Genomic DNA, 15728 nt, shown 5'->3' on the forward strand with positions numbered 1-15728 from the left:
CTCTTTTTTCCTTTTCCTCATATAGCAACACAAAGATTGGTGCCCATTTATACTCAAGAATTTATCCCATTGTTAATGTTACTGGTCCAATTAAGCCTGATGGTAAACTCACTTCGTCCTTACAATTGGCCTTAGAATTTGTCACCACTATTTTTATCGAGTTATTACCTTTTCTTAATAAATTTGCGAATTCAAAAGTATAAGGAGCCCACATTTTCACACCAATTTCTTGATCATTTATCCAAACCTGGGCTATTTCATGGACTTCTCCTAAGTCTAGGATCGCACTAGTAGTATAGGTTTCCGGGCATGTAAAGGTTTGTTCATACATTAGCGCACCTGAGAAGTGTTCCATCCCATCCCAGTGAGTCCATGATTCAAGAGTGACTTTATCCAATGTCGAACCTTCCAAACTGATTTTCCAGTCATCTCTTACAATAATAGATTGCTTATTTCTTATTGGTAAAGAATCTTGATGTAATGGCTCTTCGTTTGGATTGAAATGGATAATAATACTTTCCCGACGCTGCAGTTGCAAAGATACAATCGTATTAATTTCTTGGCTCTGTATTGGAACATCTTCTATAGTGCCTTTCCATGGGTCCCATTTCTGAACAGACCCTACACCTTTCATTTGTAGCTTCCCGCCAAAGTTTGTTTCTCCCTCATTAATTAGTAAATAAAAAGTTTTATTCTCCTTTTCGACTTTGCTAATTCGAATGTTTTTACAAGCAGGAACCAGCATCGTCTCTCTGCCAATTTCATCCTCCAAATTTTCACATATACTATGCATTGATGTAAGTTTAGCACCTGCTATTTCATTTTCCGAAAGAACAAAAACCGATACACCTTTTTCAATGAAATTTTCTAAAAGCAGCATTGTTTTACTATTAAACCTTGAAATATCCTCTATTAAAATCGCATGGTACACTTGTTTCTCTATACACAGTTTTCCTTCATCAATAACAATAGTATGCAAAAGGGACTCTTCTAAGTAATTAAATTCTATCTGATTTTCGTATAAAGGCTTGACTATTTTCCATGGTAAAAAGTCTTCCTCACATAAAACAGCTATCTGTGCTTGATTCACACTATCAGTCATTAACCAACTTAAGCGCTTAATATATGTAGAAAACTGTTTATAATAAGGCCACCAAATATTATTCGCACCCACATCTGGAGGACGCTCGTGACTCCTTGATCTTCCTTCAATTGAATAATAGAAAGCATGTGGTGAAATTAAGTTGACACCTCGAACAAATAGCCAGTCAAAATACCATTTCATATCACCACCAGATAAATTCCAACCATTTCCTTGCCCACAAACACCAAGAACCTCATTTAAATTACGTCGTCTACCTCGGTGTCTCGCCGCATCTGCCGAGCATTTTCCAGCTGTAGAATGATGACCTACCAATCCTTTTTCATCCTCTGGTGCAACCCAACGCCAAACGACATCCTGTCCTGGTATTTGAAAATAATCTAGTAACCCAATGTCATCACTTGCAGCTGGATGCCCGGTTAATGAAATATGATGCTCCTCACACCATATACTTAAAGGTCTATAATAGGCCTCCGCCAAGCGTTTATTCACAGCCTTTTGATAATTTTTTCGAATGACTGCCGTTTCGTTGCCAATATCAAACCATAAAGCCAGTAGGTCCGTTTCACGATTTCCTTGCTTAAGATAATAGGACAGAAATCCATTTGTCCATGGTTTTAGACTTCTAGATGCACCACGTCCAAGCATGTCAGGTTCATCGGTAAAAAACGCCTGAATGGTTGATCCAAAATAACTCGCCAATATCGCATAATAGCGCTCATGCGTCAGTTGAATAAACCTTTGGACTGCTAATGGATTAAGTAGATCCGCAGAGGCTGGAGCATGCTCTTCTCTATCATCTTCTCCATAATGGAGCCCTCTGATTGTTCCTTTCGTATACGTCTCAACCAAACAGATAATCGACCAGTTGCCTTCCAATGGCGATGAATACTGAATTTTACCATCAATCAAATGTAACCGCTTTATACTTTCTTTAACAAGTTGACTATCCGATCGTTTTTCAACTGCTTGAACGGATATAAGCTTTTCTCCATCATCCAATGGAATAGAAATACTTGTTATACCATGACAAGGGTACTCGACCATTTTTAGTCCACGGCTGGCGTACTCAGGATGATCTTTTACAACCATTCCTTTCGCAGATCCTGAAGGATACATGGCCTCATCATATAAAATAACTGTCATACCAAGCTTTTTTGCCTCTTTAACAGCGGTTAATACAAATTCCATATACGTATCAGATAAATATTCAATATCCTTTGGAACCCCTAATCTTGGATGTAACACAAATCCATTGACACCTTTTTCATAGAAATCGTGAATTTGTCTCTTAATTTCCTCGTGAGTAAACCTATCATTCCAAAACCAAAAAGGAATAGGCGAAAATTCATCCGATGGTTTTAAAAACTCCTCCGCTACTTTGCTCATCATGTCATCCTTTCACATAATCCATTTACCACATTTTCTGATGTTAGCTTTTTAATAAATGAAGTGTTTACGAGCATGTCATTAACGAGGGAAATTACTAAATATGTTTCCCCTTTAAATTGGTTTCCTCTTTCAGTTTCAAAGTTTCTATCAATCTCTTTTATTTAAATTTATTAATCCTTCTACTTGAACTGCCTGTCCTGTCTGTAATGAAATATTTCCAGCCACCCCAGTTAGAATGGACATTGCCCCATCTATATGTGAAGCTGCTCTGTGAAATTTATCCTCTTGCGGTTTATCAAACAAATCACGTAATAACAGCGGATCTCCTCCACCATGTCCGCCTTCCCCTTCAATTACTCCTACTTCGTACGGGCTTCCGAACATCGGCAAAACAGTAATTGACCTATCTTGAATTGCTCCTTCATCTGCCTTATCTCCACCGGAGTTAATATATGATTGCTCCCTAATGCGAACTTCAATCCTTCCTTTACTTCCATTAAAGGCAACGATATATCCTTCCCATGGTAAATATGCATTTAAGGAATAGGTTAGCACTGCTTTATTTTGATAAGTGACATTTACCGCGAGAGTATCCTCAATACTGATTCCATCGCCAAATACACTTTGATCCCGCTGATAGCCGTCATCTTTTTCCGCATCTAAGTACATTGCCTTTAAGTGGGCATTATCCTCTAAATGAATTGCAAATGGATCTGACTTTGCCATTTCACTTCCATGTGCACGTTGGTAAAAGTCAGTTATCCCTCTAGATTCCGCATTCTCCCTACCATAAAAGCGTAATCCACCTGCAGCATAAACGGTTTTAGGAGTTGTTCCTAACCAAAAATTTACTAGATCAAAATGGTGCGTCGATTTATGGACAAGTAGCCCCCCACTATTTACCTTATTACGGTGCCATCTCCGAAAATAATCTGCCCCATGCTGGGTATCAAGTGCCCATTCAAAATGAACTGAGTACACTTCACCAATCGTATCTGTCATAATTAATTCACGAATTTTCGTATTATGTGGAGCATAGCGATAATTGAAAGCGACACGAACATTTTTACCTGTCTTATTTACGGTATCAATAATTTCCTGACATTTTTCCGCATCAGTTGTCATTGGTTTTTCCGTAATCACATCACATCCTAACTCCAATGCACGAATAATATAATGGTGATGCGTTCTATCAACCGTCGTAACAATGACCACATCTGGCTTCTCCGTTGCAATCATTTCCTCAAAACGGTCAGATTGATATAATGCAACAGAATTGTACCCATACTTACTTTGTAATAACTCATTTGCATATTGTAATCGTGTCTCATTGATATCACAAAAGGCAACTAGCTCACTCGTTTCTTGAAAATCTGTAACAAGATTTCCGTAAAAAAATTCTGCTCTTCCACCCGTTCCAACTAGTACATACCTCTTTTTTGATTGATCCTTTTCATGTTTCATTAAAGCACACTCCTTTCTATAATAAAGCATACTCCTTTCATTCCTTTCCAACAATGAAACATTTTTAGAAAAGCTATAATTACTTTAAAACACTTTTAGCAATATCTTGCTAAAATAATACTTTTTTGTTTTTAGAGTAATAAAGTCCTTTGATTATATGCAATTTCAAACAATTTTCTTCCTCATTATTTCTCTAAACTGGCTTGGGGTAACGCCTTCACTTTTCTTAAAAATACGATTAAAATAACTATGTTTATAACCTATGCTCTCCGCTATATAATTAATTTTCATATCTGTATCAATTAATAAGTCTTTTGCTTTCTCTAGACGGATACTCGTTAAATAATCAATAAAGTTCCAGCCTGTTATCTCTTTAAACACCTTACTTAGTATTGAAGGGCTCATTTTGATATGATCTGCACAGTAATCTAATGAGATATCTTTCATATATTCCTCACGCATGATAATAACCACCTTTTCAACGAGAAGCCTCGCTCTCTGATCCTGTTTCAGAGACAACTCCCTTATAATAGGAATAATGATTTTAGATTGGAACCATTGACTAATCCTTTCGGTGTCCCTTATTTGGTAAAGTTGCCCATATAGATTCGCCCCATCCTTAACAAACTCCTCCATTAATCCAGATTGTAATACAATATGTAAAATACTGCCCAGTAGTTGAAGGCTCCCTTGCTTCAACATTGCCTCACTTAGGTTCTTTTGCGATAAAGAGAAAACAAAATCCTCTACTAATTTTACCGCAAGTGCTTCATTTCTAAGCCGAATGGCATGTGTAATTTCCTTTTCTAAATCAAACGGATAATCCAATGTATCATGATTACTCATTAAGTAATCCATTTTTTCAATATCTATTATTTGATTTTTTTCTTGTAGATTGCGAAAACCTAATGAATTTTTTGTTTCCTCAAATAATGCATGTACGCGTTTAATCGAATCCGTTATTCTACTGATACTTATCGATACATCCATAATCCCAATACTATTAATAAACTTAATAATTTCCTCACTAAACTCAGTTACAAGTTTGTCAATGTTTTCGCGTGTTTCAAAATTCGAATAAGTGACTAAAAGTCCGAGGGAAAGATCATGAAAGTTTATAAGCTCCGCCTCTAAGTTGGACCTTTGAACTAATTCCTCAATGATATTAGCTGCTAAAAAGGTAGCCAACCCCTCATCACCATCCGAAAACTTTCCTTCTTTTTTATTAAGACCGAACAATTGAATAAAGAGCACTTGGTATTTTTTATTTTCTACATTCCAGCCATAATGCAACATTCGCGCTTGTAAATCCTTATCTTGATAGGAATATAAATAACCTTGAAGCAGTTGTAAAAGAAAACCTTCTCTTAAATGCGGTAACTGCTGTTTCAAATGTTTTTGTAACGTTTCACTATTATTTGAGAGGGTATTCCATTTGGATTCAATTAATTCGAACTCGTTTTCGACTTTAATCATTGTATTTCCATTTACCTTCTTGATCAGTTTATCAATTGGGGAATAAAGCTGACGTGAAGCAATAAAGGATAGAATAATAGCACTAATAAAAATAACAAAACTTAAGATAATAAATAGTTTAGAAATAAAAACAACGGGTGCAGTAATAGCCGTCAAGGGTGCAGCAGATACATAATACCATTTCTCATTTAGTCGATTAAATTCTGCGTAAGTTACAGTATAACTTTGATTCTCCCATTCAAATTGGAAAGGTGCTGCTGGATCATTTGTCTGTTTATCAATCTCAGAAAAAATGGCTTTTTGCATCGCAGTTGGTCCTACTTGTTCCTTATCTCCAAACAACCAATGGTTTTCATTCCTAAAAAGAAATACAGATCCCCCTTCGTATGGGGACGTAATTAGATCAGCAAGTTTAGCTTTGTTCAAATAGACAATTAAAGAACCATATGCTTGATTAGAACCTCCGGGTAACATATGAGTTAAATATAAAGATGAATCTCTGCTTTCATTGCGATTTTCTATACTTGAGAGCGACTGCTTCCAAGAGATGTTCCTTTCATTTAACAAAAGCTGATTGTAACTGCCGCTGGGGTCATTTTCTTCTAAAAAAGTATAGCCAGTTTTTGAAAACACCACCTCATTAGGTTTTTGCAAAAATAATTGAATTCGTTCAATTAACGGATTTGATCCTTCCATAATTAGTAGATTTCTATAAATGTTATGTACTTCTTTATAATGATAAACTACATCTATATCTTCATAGCTTGAATTAAAATTTGAATCAAATGCCCAATGAGATAATAAGCGTTCGAGATATGAAAACTGATCCTCAATCGTTTTGATTTTGTTAAAAACGTAATTATTATGTACACTCTGAAGCTCAGTCTCCATCTGCATCTTACTTATGAAAAATAAAATAAATCCAAATACGATTCCTGGGAGACTAGTTATAATGAGGAAGGTAAGCAAATTTTTACGATAGTGACCCGATTGAAAGATAAGAATACGAGAGATCGGCTTGAATAGCTCCCCTTTCAACAGCAACACACCCCTTTTGAGAAAACGATTACAAATAGTGTATCACATTTTTTCACTATTCTGTAAAATATAAAAAGGTGCAAGCTCATGCTTATAATGTATGTGCTGATCTAGAGAAACAAAAAAAGGCATAACGATCGATCTTTTTATATTCAGATCCCAGCAGTCCTTGAAAAAGACTGTTGGGATCTTTGTACTTACAATTGCTTTACCTGTTTGTGAACGATTCATTGATTTCTTCTGTCAATGCTTTCATTTGTGAGTCCTTTTCTAATTTTTCTACAAACCGATCCCATGATTCAATAGGTTCTCTACCAAGAATAATTTTTGTTTTTATATCTTGAAGACTTTTTCTTAATTCAGGTAAATATATCACACCTGTATCAGAGTAAAGTCCTAAACTAAAGTTAGCAACACTTGTTTTTTCACGCTCATCTTGGATTTCCTTATACGATTCTTTAACCTCTTCTGGGAACGTTTCCTTTACAGAGCTCGCATATGGGTCAGAAACATATACAATTTGATTATAGTCTCCCACTGCATCAGAAAGCATTTTATCGGTATTGATAACAATTTCACCATTTTCTACCTGGTGATGAACCCCTTCAATACCATGACGATGCAATTCAAATGTATCCTTTTCCATCCAACGATCCATCATTGCTAATATTTTTTTCATCTTCTCTTCAGGTACACTTTTAGAAATAGCATTTGCTCCTGCAAAACCTGAACCTTTCGGGTTGAAACCATTTATATTTGTTAATGGCAATAGATTCATAAAGTCGAAGTCTGGATCTATTTGTGCAATCTGATCATAATATTCTTGCATACCACCAGCCTTTTCATTTAGGATTCCTCCTTTTCCAGATTTAAACATATCCTTTACCTGACTTACCTGTAAGGAAGCAAAATCTTCTGGAATTAACCCATCAGTATAAGCTCTAGCTAAAAATTCAAGTGCATCACGTATTTCCGGAAGAAAAGCAACGTGCACTAATTTACCATTCTCATCTTTCCACTCACCATTAACGCCCGTAAACATGGATTCAAAGAGACCCATCCCACCCATATCCTCGGGATTTACATAACCGAGAAAACCGTAAGTATCATCTTTACCGTTCTTATCTGGATCTTGAGTAGTGAATGCCTCCATCACCATATATAGTTCATCGGATGTAGTTGGTACTTCTAATCCAACATTATCTAACCAATCTTTACGCAAAATAAAAAACGTTTCTCCTTCAGTAGGCCTTGGGCGTGGAATCCCATAATTAGCACCATCGATTTTAGTTAATTCCCAGGCAATATCTGCAATTCCTTCTTTTAAGTTTGGATAGTCATCAATATAAGGGCTAACATCCCAAAAAGCACCTTGTTCTGCTGCCTTTTTAAATACAGGATTAAACGGATCAGGAACTAACATAAGATCTGGAAGGCTGCCAGAAGCTAGCATTACATTAAATCGATCAGGGTAGTTATTAGCTGAAACCCATTCAATATTCAGCTTCGTATTCGTTGCCTTTTCAATTTCTTGTTGTACTTGATTATTTGTAGAAGGTGGCGTTGGACTAAAAAAGTGACTCATGACTCGAACCTCAGTTGGGCTTCCATCATCTGACTTATTAACTGTGCCCTTAGTATATGTACTTCCTCCATTACCACTACATCCTGATAAAACTAATATAAATAGTAAAGCAACCACTAAAGATTTTTTCTTATTCATCATGTTCCCTCCCAATAAGTTTTGATAAAAATCTAATAAAGGATTACTCTTTGATCGATCCAATCATCACTCCTTTAGCAAAGTGTTTTTGTAAGAAAGGATAAACCATAATAATCGGTACAATCGCGATAATAACAGCAGCCATTTTTAGCGTTTCACTTGGCGGTGGTTGGATAAGTGGATCAACATCACCAAGACTACTACTCGAAGAATCTATTAATATGTTTTGTAGTAAGACCTGAATCGGCCATTTACTTGAATCATTTAAATAGAGTAATGCATTAAAATACTGATTCCAATAAGCTACTGCAAAAAATAATCCAAATGCCGCGATTGATGGTAAGGATAAAGGAAGAATAATTCGAATCCAGGCAGTGATTTCATTACAACCATCTATGGTAGCTGCTTCAACTAAGGTCTCTGGAATACTATCATAAAAACCTTTCATCAATATAACAAACCAGCCATTGGATAAAGACACGAGAATCACAGACCAGAGACTATTAATAAGCCCTAATTCTTTTACAAGTAAATAATTCGGAATGATCCCTGGACTAAATAATATCGTAAAAAGAACTAACATTAATATGAACTTCCTACCTTTAAATTTTCTTCTAGACAAGGCATATGCCAATGAGGAGGTAATAACCAAACTACATAACGTACCTATAATTGCTAAAAAGGCACTAACTCCTAAAGATTGTATAAATGCATCCGTCGAAAGTAAATATCGATATGATGCGAGCGACCAGTTTTCCGGGAACAAAATAATTGATTTTTGTAGGTACTCCGTCGGATCTGTAAATGACACAACAAAAACATAATAAATCGGGAACAGCGCTATAAGTGCTACTACACCTAAAAAGACAATATTCGAAACATCAAAAATGCGCGATCCTATATTAGTTTTCAACATGATCCCTCCTTTCCTAATAAATGCCCTCTTCTCCAAACTTCTTTGCCATTCGATTGGCAATTACAACTAAAACTAGCCCAACTATCGATTTGAATAGACCTATTGCAGTACTATAACTAAATTGTCCCTGTTGAATACCAACGCGGTAGACATAAGTATCAAACACTTCAGCAACATTTGAGACGGCACCATTATACATAAGGAAAACCTGTTCAAATCCAACTTCCATAATATCGCCCATACGCAAAATCAAAAGGATAATAATTACGTTCCGTATGGCAGGTAATGTAACATGCCACATTTGTTTAAACCGATTAGCTCCATCGATTTTTGCTGCTTCATATAGTTCTGAATTAACCCCTGCAATCGCAGCCAAAAAGATAATTGTTCCCCAACCGGCATCTTTCCAAATAGATTGAGAGGTCAATAGTAACCAAAAAACATTTGGATTCGTTAAAAAATCAAATTTTGCAAAACCAAAAAATTCAAGTAATTGATTAATAATTCCCTCTGAGCGTGAAAACATCAAAAACGTTAAACTAGCAATGATCACCCACGACAAAAAGTGAGGTAAATAAATAATTGATTGAATAGTCCTCTTATACACTATATGACGCAGTTCATTTAATAAAATTGCAAATATTATTGGTAAAGGAAATGATAATACTAAGCTTAAAAGACTAATCGCTAACGTATTGCGGAATATAATCCAAAAATCGGGGTTCGAAAAAAGCCGTTTAAAATGCTCCAGTCCAACCCAAGGACTATCACTTAATCCTAAAAAAGGAGAATAATCCTGAAAAGAAATAACAATTCCCCACATTGGTAGATATTTAAATATTAAAAAATAGATCAAACCAGGAAGTGCTAATATATATAGATATTTGTCCTTTTTTATTTGATTTAGTATCTTTAACATTCTACCTTTAATGCCGATGTATGCGTTGTCATTAAATAGATCCGTAGCTCTAATCATCTTTTTCATTATGACAAATTCACCTTCTTTTCAATAGATTAATGACATTCACAGAAATGAAAGCCGTCTGTATTCACCTCCCGATTCAAATTGTATTACTTTATGATTTTAAACTTATAGAAATTAAAAGTTGCCTGCAATTGTACTATTTTAATTTCAAGAAAAATTCTATAGTACTTTTTTAATTCTCTTCTCTTTTTTTAATCTAAAGTTACCAAGATCCTTATATAGCAAGTGTTTGAATTAATCCTAAGTACAATTAAATTTTTTGCTGGAATCCAAGAGAATAGTATTTGCTTCATATGATTTCATAAAATTATTCACTACTAGCCGATCCATAAAAAATATACTTGGTATCCGACTATGTGAAAAAGTTCAGCTAGATTTTCTCATCATCAAGATAGCTTATTAACTCAAGAGATTCATACAGTTAAGAAAGGGAAATAATAAAGATAGGGACTTTACTGGAGGTTCCAAATTAACGTAGACAGCGGTATTCCAGAATGCTGGAATACCGCTGTCTTTAACTTTAAATTATGAAATAAGTTATAGAGAAAATATTGACATTGCCTAACTTTTGGAAAATGCTTCCCAATCATTATTAAAAAATCAGCTTCAAAACACGGAGAAACCCGTGGTTTCTCTCATTACATAATAATAGATTCATTCAGTAGTTGTTTAACCAATTCTTTATTCCGCTGTTTAAAGAGGTCATTATGTGAGGAAACCATTCCTACTCGTTGCGCGTCCGGTTGGATAAATTGTTTTGCTTTGTTTACAGCGTTGGCTGCATCTTGGAAAGCGCCAGCTATTAAATGTAATTTTCCTTCGTGATTAAGAATATCTCCCGCAGCGTAAAGTCCATCTATGGAAGATTCGCTCGAAGCGTTGCCAGCAATATAATAATTATTTGCTTTTGCAATGTTTAACCCGCTATTTTCAAGTAATGTTGTATCACGCTCGTAGCCATGATTTATAATTACTTCATCAATTGGTAGATATGATACCTCATCTGTTTCACGATTTGTCAGTTCCACTCTTTCAATTACTTCATGATTAGCACTAGCGATTAGTTTTGTAATCGACGTATTCAAGAAACACGCAGCAGAACTATTCATTAATTGCGTTACTTGCGCTTCATGCCCTGCTAAAACATCTTTTCTATATGTTAAATATACACTTTTCGCGATCGGTTTTAGTTCATTTGCCCAATCGATCGCAGAATTCCCGCCACCCGAAATGATTACAGTTTTATCTTTAAAATGTTTTAACGACTTCACTGTGTAATGTAAATTAGAAACTTCAAATCTCTCCGCACCTTCTATCTCTAGCTTTTGCGGATTTAAAATCCCACCACCAACAGCAACAATAACTGTTTTTGAAAAATGGTGTTGACCAGAGGTTGCCCTTAACACAAAAATACCTTCTTCATTACGTGTGATTGATTCTATCTTTTCATTCAAAACTACTTCAGGATTAAAAGTTAATCCTTGCTCGACTAGCTGTTCAATTAATTTGGCACCTGTAATAGGTGTCTGCCCTCCAATATCCCAAATCATTTTCTCTGGGTATACATGAATTTTCCCTCCTAATTGTGGTTGATACTCAATAAGCTTTGTTTTCATTTCTCGCAGCCCACTATAAAAACTGGAGTAAAGACCTGCTGGTCCGCCTCCAATCACAGTCATATCATATAATTCTTGCTGGTCCATTTCTGTCACCCCTCGGTAATTTATCGAAATTAAATGATCATTCTCAGTATGAATAACTATTGACAACAGATAAATACGCTATTATAGTAATCATTATACCGAAAATGATAATCATTCTCAATTATTTTATCAATCTTTTTTTTTAATGGAGGTGCAACTATGGTTCGCCTATACACAGATAACCTAAATATCAGCTATGGAGAACGCTTAATTGTGAAAGATCTCAGCGTGCAAATTCCAGATAAAAAGATCACAACAATTGTCGGATCGAATGGTTGTGGAAAATCAACACTGTTGAAGGCGATCACTCGTATTATTTCTCATCAATCTGGAACGGTCGTGTTAGATGGGGAAAACATCTCAAAGGAAAACACAAAAATTCCACAAGCTCCGGAAAGCGCAAGTGGGTTAACAGTCGGAGAGTTAGTATCCTATGGTCGTTTTCCATATCAAAATGGCTTTGGGCGCTTGACGAAAAAAGATTATGAAGTTATAGGCTGGGCCCTTGAAGTGACAGGAACAACAGAATTTAAATTTCGTCCTGTAGACGCACTATCAGGTGGTCAACGTGTGTGGATTGCGATGGCACTTGCACAAGAAACTGAAATTATCTTCCTTGATGAACCAACAACCTATTTAGATATGGCACATCAATTAGAGGTTTTAGAACTGTTGCAAAAGTTAAATGTGGAACAGGAACGGACAATTATCATGGTCCTCCATGACTTAAATCAAGCTGCTCGTTTTGCTGACTATATCATCGCTTTAAAAGATGGGGAAATTGTGAAATTCGGAAATTGTGAAGAAGTAGTAAATCATGCTGTGCTGAAAAAAGTATTTCAGATTGATGCGGAAATCGAGATCCCCGAATAAATAAACCAATGTGTATCACATACAATTTAATAAAAGGAGAACAAAAAAGTGAAGAAATTATTGATCCCATTCCTCTTGCTGCTAGTGCTAGTTATTAGTGGATGTGCTAGCAAGAAAACTGAAAATGAGAACAGTTCCAAACTAGATGAAAATAAATCAGATACCGTCACATACGAATCTGAAAATGGGCCGATCGAAGTTCCTGCTGACCCACAACGCGTTGTCGTCCTTTCTACATTTGCAGGTAATATCATGGCTTTAGATGTAAATCTTGTAGGTGTAGATGCTTGGTCTAAAATGAATCCGCGTTTTGAGGCTGAATTAACAAATGTGGAAGAGGTAACAGATGAAAGTTTAGAGAAAATTATTGAGTTGGAGCCAGATTTAATCATTGGTTTATCCACTATAAACAATGTAGATAAATTAAACGAAATCGCTCCTACTGTAACATTTACATATGGAAAAGTAGATTATTTAACACAACACTTAGAAATAGGAAAGCTTTTAAATAAAGAAAAAGAAGCTCAAGCTTGGATTGATAACTTCAAACAACGAGCACAAGTAGCCGGTGAAGATATTAAAGCTAAAATTGGTGCGGACACAACTGTTTCCGTCATCGAAAACTTTGACAAACAGCTTTATGTATTCGGTGATAATTGGGGACGTGGTACGGAAATTCTTTACCAAGAAATGAAGTTAGCAATGCCTGAAAAAGTAAAAGAAATGGCTTTAAAAGATGGCTACTATGCCTTATCAGTAGAAGTTCTTCCTGAGTATGCTGGTGATTATGTCATATTTAGTAAAAATCCAGATACTGATAATTCATTTCAAGAAACAGATACGTACAAAAACATTTCAGCTGTAAAAAACAATCAGGTCTTTGAAGTAAATGCGAAAGAGTTCTATTTTAATGATCCAATCACGTTAGATTTCCAATTAGAATTTTTTACTGAAAGCTTTCTAGGTAAATAATCTACAAGAAGGTGTTCTTCTTTTATACTAAAAAAAGAAAAGTTGAGAAGCTAATGACGAAAGAAAACAAACGTTTTATGCCATTTATCTACAAACTAATTGCAGGTATTCTTACTTTGGTAAGTATGTTTTTTATTGCTATGGTACTTGGGGCAGCAGATACTTCCTTTAAAGAAGTATGGTTATCTTTTACCTCTCATACTTCAGGAGATAAAATTTCTATGATCCGTGAAATTCGCTTACCCCGTGAATTGGCGGGTGCCTTCGTTGGAGCTGCTCTAGCGGTTTCCGGTGCCATTATGCAAGGTATGACAAGAAACCCACTTGCCGATCCAGGTTTGCTCGGGTTAACTGCTGGTGCAAATGCAGCACTTGCTATTACTATTGCATTTATCCCAACCACGAATTATTTCGGTATCATGATTGCTTGTTTTATCGGAGCAGCCATCGGAGCAATGATGGTATTCGGTATTGGCGCAATGAAAAAAGGCGGTTTTTCACCGCTTCGACTAATACTAGCTGGTGCTGCCGTTTCAGCATTCCTTTTCGCCATCGCAGAAGGAATTGGTATTTACTTTAAAATATCAAAAGATGTATCGATGTGGACCGCTGGAGGATTGATTGGAACTTCTTGGAGCCAGCTTCAAGTCATCGTTCCATTTATTACGATAGGGATATTTATTTCTATTTTTCTCTCCAAGCAACTTACCATTCTAAGTTTAAGTGAAGAGGTTGGTGTTGGATTAGGTCAAAAGACAACCCAATTAAAAGTTATTCTGTTCATTGTCACTACTCTACTTGCCGGTGCGTCTGTTGCACTTGTTGGTAATATGGCATTTATCGGATTAATGATTCCCCATGTTGTTCGGGCTATCGTTGGTACTGATTATCGTTTTATCATACCAATGTCAGGAATATTGGGAGCCATATTTATGCTTTTAGCCGATACAATCGGCCGTATAATCAACTCTCCATATGAAACACCTGTAGCAGCCATTGTTGCGATGATGGGATTACCTTTCTTCCTGTTAATCGTTCGTAAAGGAGGCAAAGCGTTCTCATGATTCAAGCGAATTTAATAAAGAAACAGCGATTGATTTTATGCATTTTATTCTTACTTATTATCGTTACAATCATTATAGGCATGGGAATTGGATACTCCTCTATAGCTTATGATAGGCTGTTTCCAACACTTTTCGGTCAAGGGACATTTAAAGAGGAATTCGTTTTCTTTTCTGTTCGATTACCACGAATAATCATAACATTATTAGCCGGAATGGCACTTGCTTTATCTGGTGCCATTTTACAAGGGATAACGAGAAATGACCTAGCAGATCCCGGAATAATAGGGATCAACTCTGGGGCAGGTGTGGCGATTGCTATTTTCTTTTTATTTTTCCCAATCAAAGCTGGGGCATTTGTTTATTTGCTCCCCCTTGTTGCTTTTATAGGTGCTTTTATCACTGCATGCCTCATATATTTATTTTCATATAACAGAAATGTAGGTCTCCAACCGGTAAGACTAGTGCTAGTTGGGATCGGATTTTCAATGGCTCTTTCTGGGGCAATGATTATCCTTATTTCATCCGCTGAACGTGCTAAAGTAGATTTTATCGCCAAATGGTTAGCCGGGAATATATGGGGTTCTGATTGGCCGTTTATTTGGGCGGTACTTCCATGGCTGATGATACTTATCCCATTTACTTTATACAAAGCGAATCGATTAAACCTGCTTGGACTTAGTGAACCTGTGGCGATCGGCGTTGGTGTATCGATTGAAAAGGAACGGATCGTATTGCTTATAACAGCTGTAGCACTAGCAGCTTCCGCCGTTTCTGTCACAGGAGGAATTGCATTTATCGGGCTAATGTCTCCTCATATTGCAAAAGCATTAGTAGGTCCTAGAAATCAATTATTTATCCCCGTAGCCATATTAATTGGAGGTTGGTTATTATTACTAGCCGATACAATTGGGCGTAATTTAATTGACCCTGATGGCATTCCAGCAGGGATAATGGTTGCTTTAATTGGTGCACCGTATTTCATGTATTTACTATTGAAAAAATAATAGATTTGTATGCATA

The 15728-nt window shown here is 36.1% G+C and carries 10 protein-coding genes and 1 pseudogene; 4 read left to right on the plus strand and 7 right to left on the minus strand.

Annotated features, from left to right (window positions below):
• Nucleotides 1–61: 61 nt before the first annotated feature.
• The 7 genes from MHB53_RS15305 to MHB53_RS15335 form a co-directional block, all read right to left on the minus strand.
• Nucleotides 62–2491 (minus strand): glycosylhydrolase-like jelly roll fold domain-containing protein, encoded by a 2430-nt coding sequence (locus MHB53_RS15305; protein WP_340919883.1) that lies wholly within the window; start codon nt 2489–2491, stop codon nt 62–64.
• A gap of 150 nt (nt 2492–2641) precedes the next feature.
• On the minus strand, nt 2642–3958 hold the full coding sequence (locus tag MHB53_RS15310; protein ID WP_340919885.1) for a Gfo/Idh/MocA family oxidoreductase: 1317 nt from the start codon (nt 3956–3958) through the stop codon (nt 2642–2644).
• A gap of 165 nt (nt 3959–4123) precedes the next feature.
• Nucleotides 4124–6472 (minus strand): helix-turn-helix transcriptional regulator, encoded by a 2349-nt coding sequence (locus tag MHB53_RS15315; protein ID WP_340919887.1) that lies wholly within the window; start codon nt 6470–6472, stop codon nt 4124–4126.
• A gap of 208 nt (nt 6473–6680) precedes the next feature.
• Entirely contained in the window at nt 6681–8195 is a 1515-nt protein-coding gene (locus tag MHB53_RS15320) for an extracellular solute-binding protein (protein WP_340919890.1), read from the minus strand.
• Nucleotides 8196–8238: 43 nt separating this feature from the next.
• The gene (locus tag MHB53_RS15325) at nt 8239–9111 is read right to left on the minus strand and encodes a carbohydrate ABC transporter permease (protein WP_340919892.1); all 873 of its coding nucleotides are present in this window, start codon (nt 9109–9111) and stop codon (nt 8239–8241) included.
• A 13-nt stretch (nt 9112–9124) separates the two neighbouring features.
• Nucleotides 9125–10030 (minus strand): ABC transporter permease, encoded by a 906-nt coding sequence (locus tag MHB53_RS15330; RefSeq protein ID WP_340924756.1) that lies wholly within the window; start codon nt 10028–10030, stop codon nt 9125–9127.
• Nucleotides 10031–10734: 704 nt separating this feature from the next.
• Nucleotides 10735–11799, minus strand: a complete 1065-nt coding sequence (locus MHB53_RS15335) for an NAD(P)/FAD-dependent oxidoreductase (protein ID WP_340919894.1) — start codon at nt 11797–11799, stop codon at nt 10735–10737.
• 159 nt (nt 11800–11958) lie between these two features.
• Here MHB53_RS15335 and MHB53_RS15340 point away from each other — a divergent pair.
• The 4 genes and pseudogenes from MHB53_RS15340 (at nt 11959) to MHB53_RS15355 (ending at nt 15712) form a co-directional block, all read left to right on the plus strand.
• A pseudogene (locus MHB53_RS15340) lies at nt 11959–12770 on the plus strand (ABC transporter ATP-binding protein).
• A complete protein-coding gene (locus MHB53_RS15345; RefSeq protein WP_340919895.1) occupies nt 12721–13644 on the plus strand; it encodes an iron-hydroxamate ABC transporter substrate-binding protein in 924 nt (307 codons plus the stop codon). Before MHB53_RS15340 ends, MHB53_RS15345 begins: the two are co-directional and overlap by 50 nt.
• Nucleotides 13645–13697: 53 nt before the next feature.
• Nucleotides 13698–14708 (plus strand): FecCD family ABC transporter permease, encoded by a 1011-nt coding sequence (locus MHB53_RS15350; protein ID WP_340919897.1) that lies wholly within the window; start codon nt 13698–13700, stop codon nt 14706–14708.
• Complete coding sequence (locus tag MHB53_RS15355) at nt 14705–15712, plus strand: FecCD family ABC transporter permease (RefSeq protein ID WP_340919899.1); 1008 nt, start codon at nt 14705–14707, stop codon at nt 15710–15712. The genes MHB53_RS15350 and MHB53_RS15355 overlap by 4 nt, the downstream gene beginning before the upstream one ends.
• The last annotated feature ends 16 nt before the right edge of the window (nt 15713–15728 follow it).

This window comes from Bacillus sp. FSL K6-3431 (genome assembly GCF_038002605.1).
In the GTDB taxonomy this organism is placed as follows: Bacteria; Bacillota; Bacilli; order Bacillales; family Bacillaceae_C; genus Lederbergia.